This window comes from Ideonella azotifigens (assembly GCF_021043325.1).
Classification (GTDB): domain Bacteria; phylum Pseudomonadota; class Gammaproteobacteria; order Burkholderiales; family Burkholderiaceae_C; genus Ideonella; species Ideonella azotifigens.
In genome coordinates, this window is record NZ_JAJNKD010000020.1 from 111,837 (window position 1) to 131,775 (window position 19,939).

Genomic DNA, 19,939 nt, shown 5'->3' on the forward strand with positions numbered 1-19,939 from the left:
GGCGTAGTCTGTCGCTGTGAAAGGGAGGGGCGCCTTGAGCGATGAATTGGGCCTGACGCAGCAAGCCGCCATGGTGGCCGCACTGCGGCGCCGGCTCGCAGCCGAGACGGGCTGCACGGTTGCGCAGTTCGAGACACACATCTCCCATGTGCTGGTCTGCGGCGAGCATGCGTTCAAGTTCAAGAAGGCGCTGAAAAATGCCTTCCTGGACCAGTCCACTCTCGCGCAGAGGCGGTGGGCATGCGAGGAGGAACTGCGCCTGAACCGGCGCCTGGCGCCAGATCTGTACCTTGCCGTGGTGCCGATCTGCGGCACGCCGGTGGCACCGGAAATCGCAGGGCAGGGCGTTGCGTTCGACGTGGCTGTGAAGATGCGGTCCTTCGCTCAGGACGGCCTGTGGGACGCCCTGGCGGCTCGGGCTGAATTGGGTCCGCAACACATCGATGCGCTGGTGCAACTGCTGGTGCCGTTCCATGCCGCGGCTGCCGGGGCGCACGGAGCGCTGGGCAGCCCCGCCGGGTTGCGCGCGGCGATGCTCGACAACCTGGCCGAACTGGCGCAATGGGATGCGTCGACCGATGGCCGCGCCCGCCTGCAGCGCCTGCGGGATTGGGAGGCTGCCACATTCGAGCGGCTTGAACCGCTGATGGCGCAGCGCCTGGCGCAGGGCAGGGTGCGCGAATGCCACGGTGACCTGCACCTGGGCAATGTGGCGACGGTGGACGGCCGCACCCTCGTCTTCGACTGCATCGAGTTCAACGACAGCTTCCGCTGGATCGATGTCATGAGCGAACTCGCCTTCATGGCGATGGACCTTCACGCGCATGGCCTGCCGAAACTGGCGCATCGCCTGGTCAGCGGCTACCTGGAGGCTGGCGGCGACTACGGCGGCGTCGAGTTGCTTGACTACTACCTGGTCCATCGCGCACTGGTGCGTGCCAAGGTGGGTATGCTGCGCGCGCAACAGTCGGCTGCCGCGAGCGGCGGCGCTACCGCCGGCGGACCGTCAACCGTTGGCCGCTACATCGATCTCGCCCTTGCCTTCAGCCGACGAGGCGACACGCGCGCCGTGCTGATGTTGACGCATGGTTTCTCCGGCAGCGGCAAGTCCTCCCTCACGCTGGACCTGCTGGGCGCCATCGGCGCCATTCGCATCCGTGCCGACGTGGAGCGCAAGCGCCTGGCAGGTCTTCAGCCGCTCGATCACGCCGGTGCGCCTGCCTCCCCCGGGCTGTATGCCCCGGAGATGACCGCCGCCACCTATGCGCGGCTGCTGGCACTCGCCGCGCCTGTGCTGAGAAGCGGTCGCCACGCCATCCTGGACGCCACCTTCTTGCAGCGTGCCCGGCGCGATGCGGCACGTCAGTTCGCAGCCCTCCAGGCCGTGCGCTGCATCGTGCTGGACTTCGAGGTTGAGATCGAAGTGCTGCGCCAACGTTTGCGCGAGCGCACGCTGCGCGGCGCGGATCCGTCCGATGCGGATGGCAATGTGCTCGCCGCGCAGCTTCTCGCGGCCGAGCCGCTGCAAGCGGATGAACTGGCGCAGGTCTTTCGGTGCCGGTGCGCGTCGAAGGTCGAGGCCAGCTGTCCCCAGGCGGATTGGGCGCCGCTGCTGGCATGGTTGGCCGGTGGCGGAATCGCCGTCGGGAAGTGATCAGCCGGGCGCCGTCAGGCGCCCCGGGGACGTGCGTGAATGGTGCTCGCCCAGCGGCCGGCCGTCAGCTCGCCGGTGGATGGGCCAGCGGCTCCGGCAGCGCGTCTTCCATGCCGAGCCCGTTTGCCACGCCGTAGCGGATCAGCGCGGCCAGGTTGGGCAGTTGAAGCCGATCAAGGATGCGGCTCTTGTGGGTGCTGACGGTCTTGACCGAGAGGTGCAACGCGTTGGCAATGTCGGTCGGGCGATGGCCGGCGACCAGCCGGCGCAATACTTCGATCTCCCGGTCGGACAGGCACTCGTGGCGCAGGGGTTCGCGCGCGCCGTTGAGCTGGGTGATGACCCGCTCGGCGAGGCTGGCGGTGACGTAGGTGCCGCCTTCAGCCACCTTGCGGACTGCTGCCGCAAGTTCGCGTGTGGCGCTGTCCTTGGTGACGTAGCCGTTGGCGCCAGCCTTGAAGGCCCGCATGGCGTATTGCTCCTCGGCATGCATGCTGAGCATCAGCACGCGCAGACGCGGAAATTCGGCCCGCACGCGACGCAGCAGTTCCAGTCCGTTCATGCCAGGCATCGAGAGGTCCATGATGGCGATGTCGAACGCACCGGTACGCAGCAGTTCCAATGCTTCGAAGCCGCTATCGGCCTCGGCGACGCCCCAGGCCGTGTGGGTGCTTTCGAGAATGCGCTTGAGTCCCTCGCGCACGATGGCGTGATCGTCGACGATCAGGATGCTCAGCGGCGAGCGCGGCTCGGCAATCATGGCCTGGCGCCGCCGGGGCCGCGTGCTTGGCCCGGCGTCCTGCGATTGGCCGCTTCTCCGGCGAGCGGCATGCGCACGACCACGCAGGCGCCGCCATTGCCGGCATTGTTGAGTTCGAGCTGTCCGCCTAGCGCGTCCGCGCGTTCCTGGATGCCCAGCAGGCCGAACTGGCTTTCGCGCTGGGAAGGCGGATCGGGCAGACCCACGCCATCGTCACGCACGCTCAGCACAAGCTCGCCCGCTTCGACATGGAGCGCGACCTGGACCTTGCTCGCCTGCGAATGGCGGGCCACGTTCACCAGCGCCTCTTGCACCATGCGATAGATGGCAATCGACACCTTGTCCGATGGCGGCGGTTCGATGGCGTCCACCTGCAGATGCACGGGGATGCCCAGCCGCTTCGAGAAATCGTTGGCGAGCCATTCGATGGCATCGCCCAGTCCCAGGTCGTCGAGCATCAGTGGCCGCAGGTCAGCGGCAATCCGGCGGACGGACTGAACGATCTGGTCCAGACGTGCCAGCAGCATGGCCACATGGCCATTGGCTTCCTGCAACTCGCCCGAACGCGCGCAGTCCGCAATGTCCATCTTCAAGGCGCTGAGGCTCTGCCCGAGCTCGTCGTGCAGCTCCCGCGCGATCCGGCGCCGCTCCTCTTCGCGGGCTTCCACCACGTTGGCGGACAGCCGCCTGGACAACTGCCTGGAGCCTTCAGACTCTCGCAGTTCGCGGTTGCGTTGGGAGACGTCGGAAATCACCATCTGGACGGTGGTGCGTTCGTGGTCGGGCAGTGCAGTCAGTGCGATCTCGACTTCACGTTCCCTCCCCTGGTGGGACAGGCGCGCTTGCAGCCTGCCGAATTCGCCTTCATGCTGCAGCGCGTGCATCAGCTGTTCGCGAAGCTGGGCATGGCTTTCGGCTTTCACCAGGGTGTAGATCGACTGCCCGACCAGATCGGCGCCTGAGGCGGTGCCCATCAGCTTGCCTGCGGCGCGATTGGCAAAGGTCACCTGGTCACCTTCGGCGACCCAGATGGCGATCGGCGCGAGTTCCACCAGCGTGCGAAGGCGCTGCTCCACGCTGTGCGGTTCGGCCCGGCGCGCCGCTTCCTGGCTCGGGTCGCGCACGAACGGCGACGTCGCGGTTGGTGGTGCTGATGCCAGCCAGTCGGACCCTTCTGGCGAGCGCTGACTGACAGCGGTACCACTGCTCGGGTCCTTCGGGGTGTGGCGTTCAGCTTGCATCCATTTGATGATGCAGACTTTCTCTGCGCGGCTTTTGCGCAAGATCAAGCGGGCGACCCATCCCTTGGGACGCCCGCAGCTTGCTCAGGCAATGGCCAGGCGCTTTTGAGACATGGGTGCGCGCTTGGGCAAGGTCAGCTTGAGCACGCCGTTCTCGAAGCTGGCTTCGGAGCGGGTGTCGTCCACGGCGTCCGATAGCGCGAAGGTGCGGCTGGCGAACCCGTAAAGCCGCTCGCTGCGCAAGACGCGGCTGCCGGACTTCTCCTCCTTGTCCTGCTTGACCTCGGCGCTGATGGTGACCTGGTTGCCATCGATGCGAACGTCGATGTCCTGCTTGCGCACGCCCGGAATGTCGGCCTTGACGAGATAGCTGCCTTCGGATTCGCTGACATCCAGGCGTATCTGCGGCAGCTGGTCCGCGGCCTCGAAGCGCCAGGGCCGCATCATGCGAAGCGCCGATTCCATGGGGTCGAGGTCGAAGAGATCGTTGATGCGTAGGTCGTTCATTTTGATGCTCCTGAGAGGCAACCTGCGGCGCGGTGATGTTGGCGCGTCCTGGGGTTGCGGTTGCTGGGAATCTGGGCAGGTCAGCTGTGTGTCCCAACCGTCAGCTCGTTGACAACCAAGCTGATGCCGGGCGCGGCCCAAGCCGCCCCTTGCGCGGCGGCGCGTTCGGCCCATGAGTCGACCCGGCCGCGAAGCGTGACCTTGGCGCCGCTCACCATGACCTCGATGTTCTTTGCTTCACGTTCGGCATGCCGCGCCAGCGCGTCGCGAATGCGGTTGGTGATGTTGCTGGGCGCCACGCTGGGCTTGATCGTGACGCCGTCGCTGACGCCAACCACGCCGATCAGCGCACGCACAGCCCGCTCGGCGGCGCTGCGCTGGTATTGCCAGTCGACTTCGCCCGTCAGCGAGACCCAGCCCTTTTCCACCTTCACGCGGATGCGATCAGCGGGGATCATGACGTTCCACTTGAACGCCGACTCGACCGCCTCTGCGATCTCGGAGTCGCTGCGCTTGTGGCCGGGCGCCAGCTTGACGTCGAGCTCGACGGCCACCGCCTTGACGCCAGCCACGCGCTGCACCGCGCGTTCAATGGCGTGCTTCTCGGCAAAGGTCTCGAGGTGGCCGGTCAGCGTGACCACGCCGTCCTTGGCCGCCACGCCCACGTGGGCGGCGTTGATCACCGGATCCCACTGCAATTCAGTGGTGATGTCGGCCTTGAGTTGTGCATCGGTTTTCATGATGGTCCTTTCACAGTGCGAGGCAGGATGCCGGCGGCCTGTGCGTTGTCGACGCGACCGCCTGTCCTGTGACCATGGTGGGATCGGCTCGGCAGTCGCCGATTGAGCCTGCTCAGCGATTTGCCACGGCTGCCCTTGCTCCGGCCCAGCCAACCGGTTGCGTCTGATCAACCCGGGCGGCCACGGGCGCGCCGAACATTCAGGCCTGTGCATGTCAACGAAGAGAGGTCGCCATGTTTCAACGGATGCTCGTGCCCGTCGATGGCGGTGAGCCGGCCCAGGCCGGGCTGCAGGAAGCACTGGCGCTGGCAACAGCCCATGATTCAGTGCTGTGCCTGCTGCACGTCGTGGATGACGCGCCACTGCTCGATGATCTTTCGGCCCCGGACCTTGCGCCGCTTCACCACAAGACTCTCGCATCCGGCGAGGCGATCCTGGCGCAGGCACGTGCCTTGTGCGAAGCCAAGGACCGGCGGGTGGAGACAAGGCTGCACGAGTCGCGACATGGACGCGCTTCGGACGCCATCCTGCAACAGGCAAGAGAACTGGCCTGCGACCTGATCGTGATCGGATCCCATGGCCGGCGGGGCGCGCTTCGGGCGCTCCTTGGCAGCGATGCCGAGGCCGTGATCCGGGCAAGCCCGGTGCCGGTGCTGCTGGTCCGCTCGGTCACGGAGACGGCCTCGGCCATCGCCGTCAATGCGCGGGTGCCGTACCGCAGCATCCTGGTGCCGATCGATGGCAGCGAGACCTCGGACCGCGGCCTGCAACAGGCCATCCAGCTGGGGCTCATGAATCACGGCCGCCTGCGGCTGATCCACGTCGTGGACGAGTTGTCCATGGTCGATGCCTTCGAGCCTGCCTTGACGCTGGACTGGGTGGGTCGCCTGCGCGAAGGGGGCCGTTGGATTCTTGATCAGGCTGCCAAGCGCGTTCGCGAGGCAGGCTTGAGCGTGGAAACGCTGCTGGTGGACGACTTCGGACGACGGGTGTGGACCGTCGTGGCCGAGGACGCCACGAACTGGCTCGCGGATGTCGTCGTCCTCGGCTCGCACGGCCGCCGCGGCTTTGACCGCTTGCTGCTGGGCAGCGACGCCGAGCAGATCCTGCGCCATTCACCGGTGCCCGTCCTGCTGGTGCGGCCCGATCAAGCGGCGCAGGGTCGATCACTGCAGCGCACGCCAGTGCAGGGACTCAAAGAGGAAACCCCCGCCGCATCGCCTGGGCCGAACTGATCGGCATCACCGGGCAGGCGGCCGGCCCGCGGTCGCGGGCGGCCGCAAATCACAGGAGATCAAGATGAAAGTGCTCATTGTTTACTTCTCGCGTACCGGCTACACCCGGCGCGTTGCCGAGCAACTTGCCACACGTCTCGGTGGCACTTTGTGCCCGATCACCGAAGCCAGTTCCCGCCTGGGCGCTTGGGGCTACCTGCGCAGCGTGTGCGAGGCGGCCTTCGGCCTGCAATCCGAAATTGGCAAGGTCTCGGTGGATCCTGCCCAGTTCGACCTGATGCTGATCGGCACGCCGGTCTGGGGTTGGCACTTGTCGTCGCCTGTGCGGGCGTTCGCGCGGGCGCACGCCGTTTCGGTGAACCGCTGTGCGTTCTTTTGCACCATGGGGGGGGCTGGCGCAGAGAAGGCGTTCGGTGCGCTGGAAGGCGAACTGCGCCGTGCTCCGCTGGCCACGCTGGCACTCACCGATCGCGAGATCGACAGCCAGATGGCCGGCGCCAAGATCAACGCTTTCGTGTCCTTGCTTAGCGCGGCAGAGTCGGCCTCTGCGCCGGGGCGGGTGCCAGACGGATCGCATCTCGTGGCACAGTGATTCGCGAGCCACCGGCTCCGCGGGCTGCCTGGGGTTGCCGGCGGTGCAGCGGTGCGGACGTCAAAGGCCTGCTTCGCGCAGTCGGGTCAGCAGCTGTTCCGACATCGGGATGATGGCCGGGGGCGATTCGGACAGCGTCGCTGGCGAAAGGAGCACCTGCGGCAGATCCTTCGGTGCCGGCCATTGCAACTGCAAAGCGGCGGCATTGGGAGGGCAAAGCCTGCGCACGCCACCCGGCGAGGGCAGGGGCTTGATCCGGAACCTGGCTTTTGGCTTGGACATCGCATGCGCCTCCGAGCGGACGTGCCTGGTCATGGCCAGGCGGGGTGCCTTCGGTGCTCAGCGCCTGGCGATCAGCACGCCGATCAACAGGCCCACACCTGCCAACAGGCCTGCTGTCGTGTAAGGATGGTCCTGGACTGCGCGGTCGGTGGCGCGAACCGCGCGGCGTGCCTTGCGCAAGGCACTGTCCTCCAGGTCGGCAAGCTCCGACCGTGCGCGCCGCACGCGGGCTTCGAGCTGGTCGCGTGCGGCAGCGAATTGCTCGCTGCCGCCATGCTGAGCCGTCTTCAAAAGTGCCTCTGCCTCGCTGACGACGCCGTGCAGCGTGTTGGCGAGGCGCTCTTGAACAGCAGTTGCCGATGCGTTGATCGCGTCCATTGACATGTCCTTTGATGAATGACGGAAGACAGATGGCAACCCTCGCTTGTTCAGGAGTTGGCATCGATGGCATGAAGCGTAAAGCGGGCCAGCGGGCGGGTGATTGAGAAACCTCAAGCTGCGCTTCTTGGCCTGAGGACAATCGGCTTGAGACTGCGCAAACCGGCCACGGCCAGTGAGGAGAGCAAGGTATGTTTTGCGCCAAGGCGGTCGAGAGGTGCACGCCGGTGTTGAACCCCACACCCGAATGCGGGCCGGCGTCGCGGGAAGGTTCACGATCAACAGGCGCCGATGTGCTGGCGGCACCTGGCCAGGCCAAGGCGGGAGCTCCCCGCGTTCCGGGCCTCGGCTCAAGCGACGGCGGCCGGGCGTGCCGCAGTCCCGGGCAACCAGCTCATGGTTGGCGCAGATGCCAGGCTGGGTCTCACCATCGAGCCAAGCGAGGGACGAACGGCATCGTCGAGCTGCTTGCGTGTGCTGAGGGCCCGCTGCCGCAAGCCGGCCAGGTCCAGGATCTCGACTTCCCGGTTGTCGACCGTGACATGGCCTGCGTCAGCCAGGGTCGTGAACGAGCGGCTGACGGTTTCGTGCGCGACCCCCAGCAGGCTGGCAATGTCGCGCCGGCTCAGGCGCAGCACCATCCGCAACGGTGAGCGGCCCAGTTCGGCCATGCGCGTGGACATCCACAGCAGGAAGCGCGCCAGGCGCACATCGGAAGCGACCGCGGCGATCATCTCCGCCGTGCTGGCCGCGCGAACCAGTTGCCGGCTGAGGGTCAGCTGCATGGCGTGGTCCAGTGCCGGGCATTGCTGGCGCAAGGCCCGCAAGCCGTTCAAGGGCAGCGCGTAGACGGTGACATCTTCCAATGCGACGACGCCCACGGGCTGGCGCCCGCTGTGCAGGGCTTCGAAACCCAGCAGGTCGCCAGGCAGGGCCACGGACAGGACCTGCTCATAACCATCTTCCTGGGTGTGAATGCACTTCAGGCTGCCTGATCGCAGGATGTACAGGGTCTGGGCCGGCCCGCCCTCGTGCAGCAGCGTCGCGTGCTCGCGCAGCCGCCACAAGGCGACTGGCACGGTCTCGTCGGCTGTTCGAACCGTGCTCGCGTGGCCGACCAAGGTCCCGATCAGGTCTCCCAACCGGCCCTTCTCCGCGATGGGCGCCAGGTCGTTTCCCAGGCTTCGCCAAGCGCCTGCAACTGCCGCTTGGATGTGAATCGAGTGGTTGACTGTCATGTCTGGGCCTCCGTGGTCAGGCCCGCTCGAACTTGAAGGGCCCTGCCTTCAGGGTCTCGCGAAACCTGGTTCGCGGCAATCGGCCGGGGCTGCAAGCACCCATCGGCGCCACGGCCAACAAGGCCGGGAAGGATTCCGAACAATGCTTAGGAATCGGCCGAACCGACTCGCAGGCCCGCGCTTCAGGCGGCCGGCGTGCCAGGGGCGGCGTCGGTGATCATCGCCATCAGGCTTGCGCCGTGCTGCTTGAGCAGGCTGAGCGAAAGGGCGCGCGGCGGATGCCGTGGCCCTGCAGGCACCTCGAAACGCAGCGACTCGCAGATGACCCCGGAGGGCAGGGGCTGCCGGGTGGCCATCGAGCGCAGGCCTGGTACCGCGAGGTGCAGCACCTCGAAGAGGTTTTCCAGGCCGGCTTGCGGGGCCAGCGGCAGCAGCATCTGCGCGGCCATCGGGTTCAGCATCTCGATGTGACCGTCCGTGCCGGCTTTCAGCAGGCCCACGGGTGCACGGTACAGGAAGCTCAGCAGGCTGTCATAGGCATCCTCTTGGCCCAGTATGGCCGGAACATGGCCGGCACGCGACCGGTGATCGACAATCGGGATGGACGCTTCGATGGTCGTGCCCCGTTTGGAGCGGCCGGAGATTTCCAGGCCGCCGCCCAGTTGCATCAGGCGCTCGCGCATGTCCAGCAGGCCGGAAGCGCCGCTCGGGCGTTGATCGGCGCTGCGCATGCCGATTCCGTCATCGTGAACGCGAAGCGCCAGGCGGCCCCTGCGCCTTGCCAGACGCACCTCGACCCGGCCGGCTCTCGCATGTTCCGCGATGTTGGCCAGCGCCTCCTGCGCCACGCGGTACAGGCAGAGGCTGGCGGCCTGTTCGGTCGCACTCTCTGCAACCCCGACGCTGGGCCCCAGCAGCCTGCAGCGAAGTTGGGTGCGTTGGGCGAAGCGCGCCAGCAATGCTTCCAGCGCAGCCGACAGGCCCAGTTCGTCGAGCATGGGCGGATGCAGGTCGTCGATGATGCCGCGCGTGGTGTCGATGGCCGCTAGCGCCAGTTCGCTCAACCGCGCCAGCATCGGCGCGGCACTTTGCGCACTGGCGTGCGGGTCGATCGCCCCGGCTTCCATGCGCATTGCGGCCAGCGGCTGCAGCAGTTCGTCATGAAGCAGCCGCCCGATGCGCTGGCGGTCGAATTCCTGCGCCGCTTCGCGTGCCGCGGCAACCTGCCGCAGTTCCGCCTGCGACTTCAGCAGTTCGGACTGCGCCCAGCGCAGGTCGGTGACGTCATGCATGAAGATCAGCTGGACGGGTTCGCCGGACTCGACCCCAAAGGCCACGCTGGTCTGCACGCAGCGGGTGCTGCCGTCGGCGCGCAGGATGCTTTCCTCCATCGCCGGCATGACCGCCGCGTCAGCTTTTGACTTCGCAGTCGCCAGGCGTGTCCTTGCCAGCTCGATCGAGCCGGGGTGGAACAGTTCCAGCGGCGACCTTCCCAGCAGCGCCGAGGCTTCGCTGCCGAGCAGGCACAGTGCAGGCTCATTGGCAAACGCGATGCGCTGCTCCCGGATGAGCAGCAGCGGCCCCGGCAGTTGCTGGAGGACCGGGCGCAGCCCGCCCAGGTCGCATGGGGGAAACGAGGTGGCTGGGTTTGCGAGGTGCATGGCAGGTTGGTCCTGCAGAGAGGCTTGATCGCAAGTTACGTGTTCGGCCATGACGCCGCATTGAGGGTCGTCAATGGCGCCCTCCTCGGTGTCGCTTAACTTGGCGCTTGACGAGGCAGCCAGTCCTGCTGCTGCGCCGTGGTTTCTTCATCTGCCAACGACACGCCTTCACGATGCAAACGCTTGACTCGCAATTGAACCTTGATTGTGCTGACGCGCTGAGGCGCGTCGAATGGCTGGGCGACGAGGCGCTGGATCGCCTGCGCTTTGGTGTCATCGGCTTCGACGCCACGGGCGTGATCCGTCGCTACAACGCGTGCGAATCGAGCTTCAGCGGGCTGCGGCCGAAGAACGTCATTGGCCGAGCGTTGTTCACCGATGTCGCGCAGTGCATGAACAACTACCTGATTGCCCAGCGCTTCCAGGATGCCTGGGCCGATTGCATGGCGCTCGATGCCACCATCGACTATGTGCTGACCTGGCGCATGAGACCCACCAAGGTGCAAATGCGGCTGCTTTGCTCGCCTGATCGAGCGATGTCCTATCTGCTGCTGCGCCACCATTGAGCGACAAGGGGGAGGGCGTGCACCCGGATCGGGCGGGCCCGTCCCGTCCCGCGCCGGATCATTTGGTGGCCTGGTCCGCGAGCCAGGCCCGCGCCTGCATGAATTGGCTGCCCTTGTCGAAATAGGCCTCGGCACCAGCGTCCATGAAGCCTGTTCGCATGGCCTGCCAGCCATAGTTCGAAAGCATCATGAACTTCACCGCGGGATGGTTTTGGCTGGCCTGGCGCAGCACGTCCATGCCGCGGCCCCCAGGCCCCAGATCAACATCCAGCACCACCACATCCGGCCTGGCGGTGGCGATCAGCGACAGTGCGTCCTCGCTGGTGGCGGCGCAGCCGATGACCTCCAGGCCGGGCACCGAGGCGAGCAGGCGGGTCAGGCTTTGCTGAATCGCCATCGAGTCGTCGACCAGCAAGACTCTCATGGCCGTGCTTGCGGCTGCTTCTGCGCGCAATCGACGAGGCCATCACATTGCCGCGAGCCGGGGCGTGTAAGTCCCGCGGCCAGGCCGCCTGCATGCATCTCCTGGACGGCGACAGCAGGAACGATGGAATTCGTCGCCTCGGTCGTGCTCATCGCTGGCTCCTCGGTGATGGCTTGCGTCCACCATAGCCAGCGAGGTGGATGCGGGAGTTGAGCGCGCTCAAGCGGACCACTCGACGAGCCCTGCCGCGCATCGGCGCCCACTGGCTAAGGCAAGTGCTTGCGGCTGATCAATGTTGCACGAACGCCGAGGCTGGAGGATGGCGGCTCATGACCACAACGATGAACATCCCCCACCAACGCATGCCGACCGGCCTATGCCTCGTCACCGGCGGTGCCGGCTTCCTCGGCATCAACCTGGTCAGGAGCCTGCTCGCCAGAGGGGTGCCCACCCGGGTGTTGGACATCGCGCCGTTCGACCATCCCGAGCGCAACCGGGTCGATGCGGTGCTGGGTGACATCCGCGATGTCGATGCGGTGGACCGCTGCATGCGCAAGGTCAGCGTCGTGGTGCATTGCGCTGCGGCCTTGCCGCTGGCCAGCGAAGAAGACATCTTCTCCACCGACGTCGACGGCACCCGGATCCTGCTCGAAGCGGCGGAGCGATGGGGCGTGCAGCGCTTCGTGTTCATCTCCTCGACCTCGGTCTATGGCATTCCCGATCATCACCCTATCGTCGAGACTGACGCACTCACGGGTGTCGGGCCTTATGGCCAGGCGAAGATCGACGCCGAAGGCTGCTGTGAGCGGTTCCGCCAGCGGGGCCTGTGCGTGCCGGTGCTGCGCCCCAAGAGCTTTGTCGGCCCCGAGCGCCTGGGCGCTTTCGAGCTGCTCTACGAGTGGGCCTGGGAAGGGCGGTCCTTTCCGGTCCTTGGCCGGGGTGACAACCTCTACCAGCTTCTGGATGTTGCGGACCTGGTCGACGTGATCGAGCTGTGCCTGACGGGCGAACGGGAGACCGTCGACGAGGTCTTCAATGTTGGCGCGGCGGCCTACGGCACGATGCGCGAAAACTTCCAGGCCGTGCTCGACCGGGCCGGACATGGCCGGCAGGTGGTCTCGCTGCCGGCGCGCCCGGCGGTGCTGATCCTGCAGCTGCTCGAAACCCTGAAGCTGTCACCGCTGTACCGCTGGATCTACGACACTGCGGACCGCGACAGCGAGGTCTCGATCGCGCGCCTGCGATCCCGGCTGGGATTCGTGCCGCGCCATTCAAACCGCGAGGCCCTGCAGCGCAACTACGACTGGTACGTGGCGCACCGCAGCGAGTTCCATGGCCGCAGCGGCATCACCCACCGGCTGCCCTGGAAGCACGGCGCCCTGGCGTTGGCCAAGTGGCTGTTTTGAGGTCCCGATGAACATCACTGCAATTCGTCGGCCCGCGAAGCCCGCGCCTCGCTTCGAACCCCAGATACCGCTGGTGGTCGACCTCGACGGCACGCTGCTGCGCACCGACACCCTGATCGAATCGCTGTTTGGTCTGGCGCGCCAGAAGCCGCTTCAGCTGCTCGCCTTGCCGGCCTGGCTGCTGGGTGGGCGTGCCGGCTTCAAGCAGCGCTTGGCGCGAGCCGCCGAGATCGACATCAGCACCATGCCGGTCGACGAAGACGTGCTGGCCCACCTGCAGGCCCAAAGGCGGCAGGGCCGGCGGCTGGTGCTGGCCACGGCGGCAGACGAGCGGGTGGCAACGGCGGCGGCGCGCCGGTTCGGCCTGTTCGACCAGGTGCTGGCGAGCAACGGCCAGACCAATCTGTCGGCAGAGCGAAAGCGCGACCGGCTCGTCGCCGAATTTGGCCCGCGTGGGTTTGACTACCTGGGCGACAGCGACCAGGACCTGCCGGTCTGGGCGCAGGCTCGCCGGGCGCTGCTGGTGCGGCCATCGCATCGATGCCGGGTGCGGGCCGCACGCGTGGCCGAGATCGAGCAGACCTTTGCCGATGGCCGACCCGGCATCGGCGACTACCTGCATGCCATGCGCATCAGCCACTGGCTGAAGAACCTGCTGGTGCTGCTGCCGCTGCTGGTCTTGCCCGCCCTTGCCGGCGCCATGATGGGCAAGGCGCTGCTGGCCTTTGTGGCGTTCAGCCTGTCCGCCTCGGGTGTCTATCTGCTGAACGACCTGTTCGACCTGCAGGCAGACCGCGCACACCCTCACAAGCGCCAGCGGGCGTTGGCGTCGGGGCGCGTGCCGCTGCTGCATGGCCTGCTGCTGGTGCCCGTGTTGTGGGGCCTGGCGCTGGGGCTGGCGGTGGCTTCGGCATCGCCGCTGCCCTGGGTGCTGGCTGGCTACACGCTGCTGATGGTGGCCTACTCGATGTGGCTGAAGCACCTTGCCTACCTGGATGCGGCGGTGCTGGGCCTGGGCTACAGCCTGCGACTGCTGGCCGGTGCGCTGGCCATCGGGGCGGCGCCCGCGCCCGGGCTGCTGGCCTGCTGCGCCGTCTATTTCTTCGGCCTCGCGTTGCTCAAGCGTTATGCCGAGCTGATCGCGCTGGGCCACCGGGTGTCGGTTCACGGGCAGGTGCGCGGGTATCCGGTGAACCGCAGGCGGCAGCTCTGGCTCGTCGGCGTGCTGGCCAGCACCGTGCCCATTGCGCTGCTGCTGGCCATGCCGCGGCAATTGGCGCTGCCGGCCCGTGCGACCGCGGGCTGGCTGGGCTGTGTCCTGCTGCTGGCGTGGACCGGCCACATGTGGCGCATGGCACGTGCGGGCCGCATCGAGGGCGATCCCGTGGCCTATGCGGTGCGCGACATGCCCAGCCGCCTGCTGGCGGCTTTGGCCGGCGCCCTGTTGCTGGCCGTCGCATGAGGCGGCCAGACGCCGCGCCGCTGCGCTGGCGCCTGGCGCTGGCGGGCTGGCTGCTGGGCGCGGCCTGCGCGCCCGGCCAGGCGGCGCCAGGCGATCGCGCCATCCTGGACTTGCAGTCCTCCCGGCGGGTCGAAAGCGCAGCCCTGCCGGGTGGCGCCGGGCAGGCGGTCCTGACGCAGCTGAACCCCGCGGTCAATGCCTGGCTGCTGCTGTCGCTGCCAACCGCGGATGGCAGCGGCAGGGTGGACTATCACCTCGAGAATCCGGACCCGCGCGGCCAGCAGGTCCACCTGGACCCTGCAGGCCGCCTGCGCATCAGCCGCGAGGGCAGCGAGGAAGACTGCGCAATCTGGCCTGCGCTGGCGTTCGAGCGTGCTGCACGCGCCCGGCTGGCCTATGCGCCGCTGTGCCAGGGGCGGCTCAGCTTGCGCAACGCCTTGCCGGGACATCGCACCACGCTGGAGGCGACAACCGAGTTCCTGCGCGACCATGTCTGGGGTGGTGGCGCCATCGTCGGGCTGGTCAAGCGGGGGCTCTACCGGGACGCCTTTGTCGAGCGTGAGCGCCCGGCATCGCCTGCGGAGCTTGTCGAGCCGGCATTCGCCGTGGCGGCCGGCGCGCCACCCGACGCTCGGCTGGACACGCTGGCCGAGCCTCGCCCGCTGGTCGCCGAGGGCATGGGCATCGCCGCGCTGGGCGCCGGTCCCGCGTGGCTGCCAGGGCGTTGGTACGCCGCAGCCGGTTTGCCTGGTGTGTTTGCCAGTGTCGCGCAGCCGCACGGTATGGCGGCCGCTGGTAGCGCGTTGGACGGCGTCGAGCGCCAGGCGCTGGTTTTCCTGGTCGCCTTTGATCTGGCCAGCTTCGAGCTTGGCTTTGCACTGGGGACCGAGCACCCGCGGCTGGGCTGGTCGGAACGTGCCCGTGCGGACCAGGTCGACCCGAAGCAGCCTGGCCCCGATGGCTTTGCAGATGCCGCGCCGCTGGTGCGCACGGGCATGCTGGCGCCGGCGCTGCGGTCCCGCGTGGTGGCCACGTTCACTGGTGGCTTCAAGCGCGAGCACGCCGCATTCCGCTACGGCGCGCTGGCCGGAGTCAACCACGGCAGCCATTACGGGTTCGTCGAGCAGGGCGTGGTCTTCAGCCGGCTGCAACCGGGGCTCTCGACGCTGCTGGTGACGACGGACGGGGCGGTCGAGATGAAGACCTGGGCGGCGGGAGATGAACAGCGACTGGCCCAGGTGCGCCATGCGCGGCAGAACGGCACCGCGCTGGTCGATCGCCCAGCCGGCGGGGCGCCGCGCGTCGGTGGCCTGGTGAATCGCTGGGGCGAGGGCAACTGGTCTGGCTCGAACGACGAGCAGCTGCGCAGCCTGCGTGCCGGCGCCTGCGTCGTCGAACGGGGGGAGCGCCGATGGCTGGTCTACGGCTACTTCTCCAGCGCCACGCCAGCAGCAATGGCGCGGGTCTTCCTGGCCTACGGCTGCCGCTACGCGATGCACCTGGACATGAATGCGCTTGAACACACGTACCTGGCGCTCTACCCCTCGCTGTCGGGCCGGCGCAGGATCGAGCATCTGGCGCCTGGCATGTCGGTGTTGGACCAGCAAAGCGCAGAGGCGGTGTTGCCGCGTTTCCTGGCTTTTCCGGACGACCGCGACTTCTTCTACCTGCTGAGCCGCGAGGCCCCCAAATGAACAAGCACCGGCGAATCTGGCTGGCCCTGGCGTGCAGCGCGCTTGCGGCCTCGGCGCTGTCATCGCCTGCCTTGCAGGCGCAGAACGAACTCCTGCTGCAGCGCCTTCAGCAGGTGCACAAGCTCGACGACGCGCAGGTGGGCAGGCTGAGGGAGATCCTGCGCCGCTCCGGCTTTGCAGGCCAGGGCAATCCGGCGATCTCCCGGCATCCGCAGACGCCCGAGCAGTGCCGTGCCACGCGCGCTGCCGTGCCCGAGCAGGACGACCTTCCCGCGTTCGAGCGCATCTGCGGCGGGCCGGACATGGCGCCGCTGTACAACCCGGCGCGCGAGCGGCCCGACCAGGCGCATGCCTGCATCGACCAGTACGAGTTTCCCGACATTCCGTGCGAGTATCCGGCGGTGTGGGTGAAGGCGCGCGAGGCCGCGCAGATCTGCGAGGCCATTGGCAAGCGCCTGTGCGACGCACACGAATGGGAGGGCGCCTGCGAAGGCGCTTTGCAGCCACCGGACTACCGGTTCGACCTGGCACGCGGCGTGGACGAACACACCGCAGTGGCCCGCATGCGCGATGCCCACAACCGGGCCGATGGCGCCGACAAGCACTGGAGCTATGGGCCGCAGTACCAGCGCGGCGTGTGCGCCACCGGAAGCCAGAAGACGCCTGGCTGCGAAGGTGGCGGCTGGAATGCCTGCGGCTCGAACACCTACCCGGCGGGGTCCTTTCCTGGCTGCCGCAGTGCGCTGGGTGTCTACGACCTCAACGGCAATGCCGCCGAGCACATGAATCTGCCGCTGACCGAGGCGCAGATGGCCAGCACCGGCAGCCTGACGCTGGGGGTCACGGAAATGAAGGGCAGCTGGTTTGTCTTCGATGCCTACCGCGCGCACGAGGACTGGTGCCGCTGGCGTGCGCCGTTTTGGCACGGCAGCCATGTGCTGGACCTGCACAGCCATGCCAACTACCACCTGGGCTTTCGCTGCTGCAAGACCTTGCCGGCGCGCTGAGCCGCCCACGGGCGCAAGCGCCGAAGCTGGGCGGCTCGGGAGGCGCGGTGCACTGCGAGCCGGTCAGCGCGCAGCGGCAGCAGCGAGCAGCCCGGCCGCGTTGGGCAACGGGCCCTCGTCGCTCAGCGCCGCCGCCAGCTGGCTGTCCGCCAGCACGTCGAAGATGGACATGGCGCGGCCATCGACAAAGACGGTCTGGCTGACCAGCCGCACACCGTGGCTGTAGTCGGCATACCGTGCGCCGTGCACGGTCGACAGGGGCTGGATGGGCTGGCCATCCGGGCGGCGCCAGCCGTAGATCGCCACCCGCTCGGGCTGGGCCCACAGTCGGGCGCTCAGCACCAGGTCCTTTTTGTGGCCTGCCGTCAGCACATCCGGTGCAAAGCCCAGCGCGTTGCGCTGCTGCTCGACCAGGGCGTCGTGCTGGCGGGTGTAGGCCAGTGATCGCATGCGGTCCCCGGCGGGGAGCGGCTGGGGCACGAGGTGCACGGCGGCCTGGCGATAGATGAGGTCCACCATGCGCGTGGTCGGCAAGGTGAAGCCGAAGCGGGTGGCGACCGCGAGCGCGCTATCCAGGCTCAGCGGCACCCGCAGATGATCATCGTCCGAGCCCACGCTGAGGTAGTCGGACAGCACGCACAGGGTCAGCTTCAACGTGCGGCCACCGGGCAGCCGCGCATCCAGCGTCGCCGGCAAGGCATGCCGCAGGAAGCCTGGCAGGTTCCCGCGCAGCAGTTCGTCCCGGATGGCCCGATCCCGCCCATGATCGTCGAGCCCGGCCAGCCCCGCCGCAAAGCCGTTGGCACCGGGCGCGGAAACCGCGCGCTCCGGCAGCTTGCGCGTGGCTGCTCCGCAGGCGGCCGCAGCATCCTGCGCAGTGGCAAGCGCGGGCACCGATGCCAGCAGCAGCGCAACCCCGAAGCGGGCCTGGAGCCGGGTGAAAGAAAGCGACATCAAATCAGCATAGCAGCGGTGGCCCGCACGGCGCAGGGCGCGCGCCCACCACGCCGTGAAAGACTGCAGCAGCAGCGCCTTTGCCGGACGAACGCGGTTCAAGGCCCCGGCCATGCGGGCATCGCGTCCAGCAGCACGCGCGGGCTGGACAGGGTGCTGCGCAAATGGGCCATGAAGCGGGCGCCAGCGGTGCCGCGCGAATCACCCCGCCATCCTGCTGCCGCGCCGGCGGCCGGCCGCTTGGGGGCGGCCGTCAGTCCATGCGCGGCGGTGGGGGCAGCGTTGCCTCCACGCAGGTACCGCCCTCGGATCGCCTGCTGACCTTCAATGCGCCACCCAACGCGCGCAGCCGCTCGCCCATGCCGAGCAGTCCATAGCACTTGGGCTTGCGCGGGTCACCTGGCTGGATGCCGCAACCGTCGTCGCGGATCCTCAGCGTCCAGCCGCCGTCCTGATCACGCCTGAGCGAGACCTCGGCCTGGCGGCAGTGCGCATGCTTGCCAACGTTGTTCAGTGCCTCCTGGGCCACGCGGAAGAGGCAGTGCGCCAGCGTCGCGGCAGGCTCGTTTGCCGCGTCAGGTGGCGGCACGGTCACCTCGCAGGTAATGCCGGAGCGCTCTGCGAAGCGCTGAGCCATGGCTTTGAGCGCTTCGGTCAGCCCCATTTCCTCCAGCGGCAAGGGGCGAAGGTCGTTGACAAGTCGCCGCGTCGAAGCCATCGCAGCTTCGGCCAAGCCGTCGATGCGCGCCAGCGTCGCTGCATCGTTGGGGCCACCGCAGTTCTCGCGCAGCAAAAACGTGTCCATGCGGATTGCCGAAAGCGTCTGCTGAAGATCATCGTGTAGCTCGCGCGCAATGCGCTTGCGCTCCGTCATCAGCGTCTGCTCCAGCGCTGCGACCAGGCGTTGCAGGTCCGCATGGGATTGCTCCAGCGCCGTGCGTGCCTGGCGCAGTTCGGTCACATCGCGCAGCACCACCAGGATGGCGCTTTCTCCGCGATGAGCGATCAGCGTGCCCACGGATTCCACGCGCCGCTCGCTGCCGTCCAGCCGCTGTATGCCGAGTTCCGTCAACGGAGCGACAGGTGCCCGCGGGCTCAGCGCCGCGATGCGGGCGTGCACCAGCGCGCGGGATTGCGGGGCAATCAGCTCCAACGGGGCACGGCCGAGCAACGCGGCCTCGTCGCCACCAAACAGCCGTTGGGCGGCCTCGTTGACGAAGCTGACACGATTGCCGCTGTTGACGAACACCGCCTCCGGCAGGTTCATCAGCAGGCGGCGGAGCATGGCTTCGCTGTCGCGCAAGGCTTGTTCGGCCTGCCGGGCTTCGCTCATGTCCCGCAGCGTGGCTGTGTAGAGCCCGAGGCCATCGATCTCGATGTGGGAAATGGTGGCCTCCGCTGGAAACAGCGTGCCATCGGTCCGCATGGCCTGTACCTCGCGCCGCCGCCCCATGTGCCGCACAGCGGCGCCGCTCCTGCCGAATTTGCGCATGGCATCGCCATGCATGGCCCGGCAGGATTCGGGAATGAAGCGCGCCAGGGGTGAGCCCACCATGTCCTGCGACGACGAGCAGCCGAGCATGCGAGCGGCAGCGGCATTGGCCAGCACGATGAGTTGGTCTTCGCCAGTCATCACGATGCCGTCCAGCGCGGTTTCAAAAACACCCCGCAGAAGCGACTCGCCGACGGCGCGCATCGCAAGCGTGAGCGCGATCTGCGCTTCCCATGAGTTCTCGTCGGCATGCGGCCTGTGCCGCTCGAGCAGGGGGAAGGGGTCGTGTGAGGACGCGGAAGCTGGCTGGGATTCAGGCAAGCGGCTTCTCCGGTTCAGGTCACGAAGCGGAGGTCGTCCACAGCGTGCAGCAGGCGGATGGTGCCGCCGCTGCCTTCGCGATGGCAATCGCTTCTTGCAGGCCGCGCCGGCTGGTCGGGCTTCCGTCAACGGGGACCAGGATTCGGTGGTACATGTGCGGTGGCCTCGACCCAGTGCCAGAGGAATCACGAGTCTCACCTTTCTCCCCGGCCCTTGTTTGACATTCGTCAATTTCGCCAGCATGTCCTGCATGTCGCCGGCTTTCCCTGCGTGGCGTTGAAACCGGCGCCAGCGTCGGCCCTCGGGCGCTCTGAGCATTGAGTTG

At 67.7% G+C, this 19,939-nt stretch carries 21 protein-coding genes; 8 read left to right on the forward strand and 13 right to left on the reverse strand.

The window, feature by feature from the left end; translation table 11 throughout:
• Window positions 1-70 precede the first annotated feature (70 nt).
• Entirely contained in the window at window positions 71-1,654 is a 1,584-nt protein-coding gene (locus LRH25_RS28280; RefSeq protein ID WP_141285548.1) for a bifunctional aminoglycoside phosphotransferase/ATP-binding protein, read from the forward strand.
• Window positions 1,655-1,718: 64 nt separating this feature from the next.
• Here LRH25_RS28280 and LRH25_RS28285 read toward each other — a convergent pair whose 3' ends face one another.
• The 4 genes from LRH25_RS28285 to LRH25_RS28300 form a co-directional block, all read right to left on the reverse strand.
• Entirely contained in the window at window positions 1,719-2,414 is a 696-nt protein-coding gene (locus tag LRH25_RS28285; RefSeq protein ID WP_141285550.1) for a response regulator transcription factor, read from the reverse strand.
• A complete protein-coding gene (locus tag LRH25_RS28290; protein ID WP_141285552.1) occupies window positions 2,411-3,703 on the reverse strand; it encodes a PAS domain-containing sensor histidine kinase in 1,293 nt (430 codons plus the stop codon). The genes LRH25_RS28285 and LRH25_RS28290 overlap by 4 nt, the downstream gene beginning before the upstream one ends.
• Window positions 3,704-3,739: 36 nt before the next feature.
• On the reverse strand, window positions 3,740-4,162 hold the full coding sequence (locus LRH25_RS28295; protein WP_141285554.1) for an Hsp20/alpha crystallin family protein: 423 nt from the start codon (window positions 4,160-4,162) through the stop codon (window positions 3,740-3,742).
• Window positions 4,163-4,242: 80 nt separating this feature from the next.
• Window positions 4,243-4,902 (reverse strand): BON domain-containing protein, encoded by a 660-nt coding sequence (locus LRH25_RS28300; RefSeq protein WP_141285556.1) that lies wholly within the window; start codon window positions 4,900-4,902, stop codon window positions 4,243-4,245.
• A gap of 245 nt (window positions 4,903-5,147) precedes the next feature.
• On the opposite strand from LRH25_RS28300, the gene LRH25_RS28305 reads away from it, so the two are divergent.
• Complete coding sequence (locus LRH25_RS28305) at window positions 5,148-6,137, forward strand: universal stress protein (protein ID WP_231012969.1); 990 nt, start codon at window positions 5,148-5,150, stop codon at window positions 6,135-6,137.
• A gap of 64 nt (window positions 6,138-6,201) precedes the next feature.
• Window positions 6,202-6,729: a flavodoxin family protein gene (locus LRH25_RS28310; protein ID WP_170200742.1), complete on the forward strand. Its 528-nt coding sequence runs from the start codon at window positions 6,202-6,204 to the stop codon at window positions 6,727-6,729.
• A 60-nt stretch (window positions 6,730-6,789) separates the two neighbouring features.
• Here the strand turns inward: LRH25_RS28310 and LRH25_RS28315 are convergent, their stop codons facing one another.
• The 4 genes from LRH25_RS28315 to LRH25_RS28330 all read right to left on the reverse strand — a co-directional run bounded on the left by LRH25_RS28315 (window position 6,790) and on the right by LRH25_RS28330 (window position 10,288).
• Window positions 6,790-7,044, reverse strand: coding sequence for a hypothetical protein (locus tag LRH25_RS28315; protein ID WP_141285562.1), 255 nt, complete (start codon window positions 7,042-7,044; stop codon window positions 6,790-6,792).
• Window positions 7,045-7,068: 24 nt separating this feature from the next.
• Complete coding sequence (locus tag LRH25_RS28320) at window positions 7,069-7,389, reverse strand: ElaB/YgaM/YqjD family protein (protein ID WP_170200744.1); 321 nt, start codon at window positions 7,387-7,389, stop codon at window positions 7,069-7,071.
• Between the two features lie 350 nt (window positions 7,390-7,739).
• The gene (locus tag LRH25_RS28325) at window positions 7,740-8,627 is read right to left on the reverse strand and encodes a Crp/Fnr family transcriptional regulator (protein WP_141285566.1); all 888 of its coding nucleotides are present in this window, start codon (window positions 8,625-8,627) and stop codon (window positions 7,740-7,742) included.
• A 182-nt stretch (window positions 8,628-8,809) separates the two neighbouring features.
• Window positions 8,810-10,288 (reverse strand): PAS domain-containing sensor histidine kinase, encoded by a 1,479-nt coding sequence (locus LRH25_RS28330; RefSeq protein WP_170200745.1) that lies wholly within the window; start codon window positions 10,286-10,288, stop codon window positions 8,810-8,812.
• 107 nt (window positions 10,289-10,395) lie between these two features.
• Here LRH25_RS28330 and LRH25_RS28335 point away from each other — a divergent pair, with 107 nt between their 5' ends.
• Entirely contained in the window at window positions 10,396-10,854 is a 459-nt protein-coding gene (locus tag LRH25_RS28335) for a PAS domain-containing protein (protein ID WP_231012970.1), read from the forward strand.
• Between the two features lie 58 nt (window positions 10,855-10,912).
• Here the strand turns inward: LRH25_RS28335 and LRH25_RS28340 are convergent, their stop codons facing one another.
• A complete protein-coding gene (locus LRH25_RS28340; RefSeq protein ID WP_141285572.1) occupies window positions 10,913-11,278 on the reverse strand; it encodes a response regulator in 366 nt (121 codons plus the stop codon).
• A complete protein-coding gene (locus tag LRH25_RS28345) occupies window positions 11,275-11,430 on the reverse strand; it encodes a hypothetical protein (protein ID WP_170200746.1) in 156 nt (51 codons plus the stop codon). The genes LRH25_RS28340 and LRH25_RS28345 overlap by 4 nt, the downstream gene beginning before the upstream one ends.
• A gap of 57 nt (window positions 11,431-11,487) precedes the next feature.
• On the opposite strand from LRH25_RS28345, the gene LRH25_RS28350 reads away from it, so the two are divergent.
• From LRH25_RS28350 to LRH25_RS28365, 4 genes are read left to right on the forward strand one after another with little or no spacing between them, the layout of a single operon-like run.
• Window positions 11,488-12,684 carry an NAD-dependent epimerase/dehydratase family protein gene (locus tag LRH25_RS28350; RefSeq protein ID WP_211361302.1) on the forward strand — a complete coding sequence of 399 codons (1,197 nt, stop codon included), beginning with the start codon at window positions 11,488-11,490 and terminating at the stop codon, window positions 12,682-12,684.
• A gap of 7 nt (window positions 12,685-12,691) precedes the next feature.
• Window positions 12,692-14,146, forward strand: coding sequence for a UbiA family prenyltransferase (locus LRH25_RS28355; RefSeq protein ID WP_231012971.1), 1,455 nt, complete (start codon window positions 12,692-12,694; stop codon window positions 14,144-14,146).
• Window positions 14,143-15,840 carry a hypothetical protein gene (locus tag LRH25_RS28360; RefSeq protein WP_231012972.1) on the forward strand — a complete coding sequence of 566 codons (1,698 nt, stop codon included), beginning with the start codon at window positions 14,143-14,145 and terminating at the stop codon, window positions 15,838-15,840. Before LRH25_RS28355 ends, LRH25_RS28360 begins: the two co-directional genes overlap by 4 nt.
• On the forward strand, window positions 15,837-16,847 hold the full coding sequence (locus tag LRH25_RS28365; protein ID WP_141290941.1) for an SUMF1/EgtB/PvdO family nonheme iron enzyme: 1,011 nt from the start codon (window positions 15,837-15,839) through the stop codon (window positions 16,845-16,847). Before LRH25_RS28360 ends, LRH25_RS28365 begins: the two co-directional genes overlap by 4 nt.
• 63 nt (window positions 16,848-16,910) lie before the next feature.
• On the opposite strand, the gene LRH25_RS28370 is transcribed toward LRH25_RS28365, so the two are convergent.
• The 3 genes from LRH25_RS28370 to LRH25_RS28380 all read right to left on the reverse strand — a co-directional run bounded on the left by LRH25_RS28370 (window position 16,911) and on the right by LRH25_RS28380 (window position 19,768).
• Window positions 16,911-17,801 (reverse strand): hypothetical protein, encoded by an 891-nt coding sequence (locus LRH25_RS28370; protein WP_231012973.1) that lies wholly within the window; start codon window positions 17,799-17,801, stop codon window positions 16,911-16,913.
• Between the two features lie 253 nt (window positions 17,802-18,054).
• A complete protein-coding gene (locus LRH25_RS28375; RefSeq protein ID WP_259374189.1) occupies window positions 18,055-19,497 on the reverse strand; it encodes a PAS domain-containing sensor histidine kinase in 1,443 nt (480 codons plus the stop codon).
• A 136-nt stretch (window positions 19,498-19,633) separates the two neighbouring features.
• Window positions 19,634-19,768 carry a universal stress protein gene (locus LRH25_RS28380; RefSeq protein WP_231012974.1) on the reverse strand — a complete coding sequence of 45 codons (135 nt, stop codon included), beginning with the start codon at window positions 19,766-19,768 and terminating at the stop codon, window positions 19,634-19,636.
• Window positions 19,769-19,939 lie beyond the last annotated feature (171 nt).

Coding starts and splice junctions, on each gene's coding strand:
- LRH25_RS28280 (WP_141285548.1), top strand. CDS start 71: ATGGTGGCCGCACTGCGGCGCCGGCTCGCAGCCGAGACGGGCTGCACG.
- LRH25_RS28285 (WP_141285550.1), bottom strand. CDS start 2,414: ATGATTGCCGAGCCGCGCTCGCCGCTGAGCATCCTGATCGTCGACGAT.
- LRH25_RS28295 (WP_141285554.1), bottom strand. CDS start 4,162: ATGAACGACCTACGCATCAACGATCTCTTCGACCTCGACCCCATGGAA.
- LRH25_RS28300 (WP_141285556.1), bottom strand. CDS start 4,902: ATGAAAACCGATGCACAACTCAAGGCCGACATCACCACTGAATTGCAG.
- LRH25_RS28305 (WP_231012969.1), top strand. CDS start 5,148: ATGCTCGTGCCCGTCGATGGCGGTGAGCCGGCCCAGGCCGGGCTGCAG.
- LRH25_RS28310 (WP_170200742.1), top strand. CDS start 6,202: ATGAAAGTGCTCATTGTTTACTTCTCGCGTACCGGCTACACCCGGCGC.
- LRH25_RS28315 (WP_141285562.1), bottom strand. CDS start 7,044: ATGACCAGGCACGTCCGCTCGGAGGCGCATGCGATGTCCAAGCCAAAA.
- LRH25_RS28320 (WP_170200744.1), bottom strand. CDS start 7,389: ATGGACGCGATCAACGCATCGGCAACTGCTGTTCAAGAGCGCCTCGCC.
- LRH25_RS28325 (WP_141285566.1), bottom strand. CDS start 8,627: ATGACAGTCAACCACTCGATTCACATCCAAGCGGCAGTTGCAGGCGCT.
- LRH25_RS28330 (WP_170200745.1), bottom strand. CDS start 10,288: ATGCACCTCGCAAACCCAGCCACCTCGTTTCCCCCATGCGACCTGGGC.
- LRH25_RS28340 (WP_141285572.1), bottom strand. CDS start 11,278: ATGAGAGTCTTGCTGGTCGACGACTCGATGGCGATTCAGCAAAGCCTG.
- LRH25_RS28345 (WP_170200746.1), bottom strand. CDS start 11,430: ATGAGCACGACCGAGGCGACGAATTCCATCGTTCCTGCTGTCGCCGTC.
- LRH25_RS28355 (WP_231012971.1), top strand. CDS start 12,692: ATGAACATCACTGCAATTCGTCGGCCCGCGAAGCCCGCGCCTCGCTTC.
- LRH25_RS28360 (WP_231012972.1), top strand. CDS start 14,143: ATGAGGCGGCCAGACGCCGCGCCGCTGCGCTGGCGCCTGGCGCTGGCG.
- LRH25_RS28365 (WP_141290941.1), top strand. CDS start 15,837: ATGAACAAGCACCGGCGAATCTGGCTGGCCCTGGCGTGCAGCGCGCTT.
- LRH25_RS28370 (WP_231012973.1), bottom strand. CDS start 17,801: ATGTCGCTTTCTTTCACCCGGCTCCAGGCCCGCTTCGGGGTTGCGCTG.
- LRH25_RS28375 (WP_259374189.1), bottom strand. CDS start 19,497: ATGCGCGCCGTCGGCGAGTCGCTTCTGCGGGGTGTTTTTGAAACCGCG.
- LRH25_RS28380 (WP_231012974.1), bottom strand. CDS start 19,768: ATGTACCACCGAATCCTGGTCCCCGTTGACGGAAGCCCGACCAGCCGG.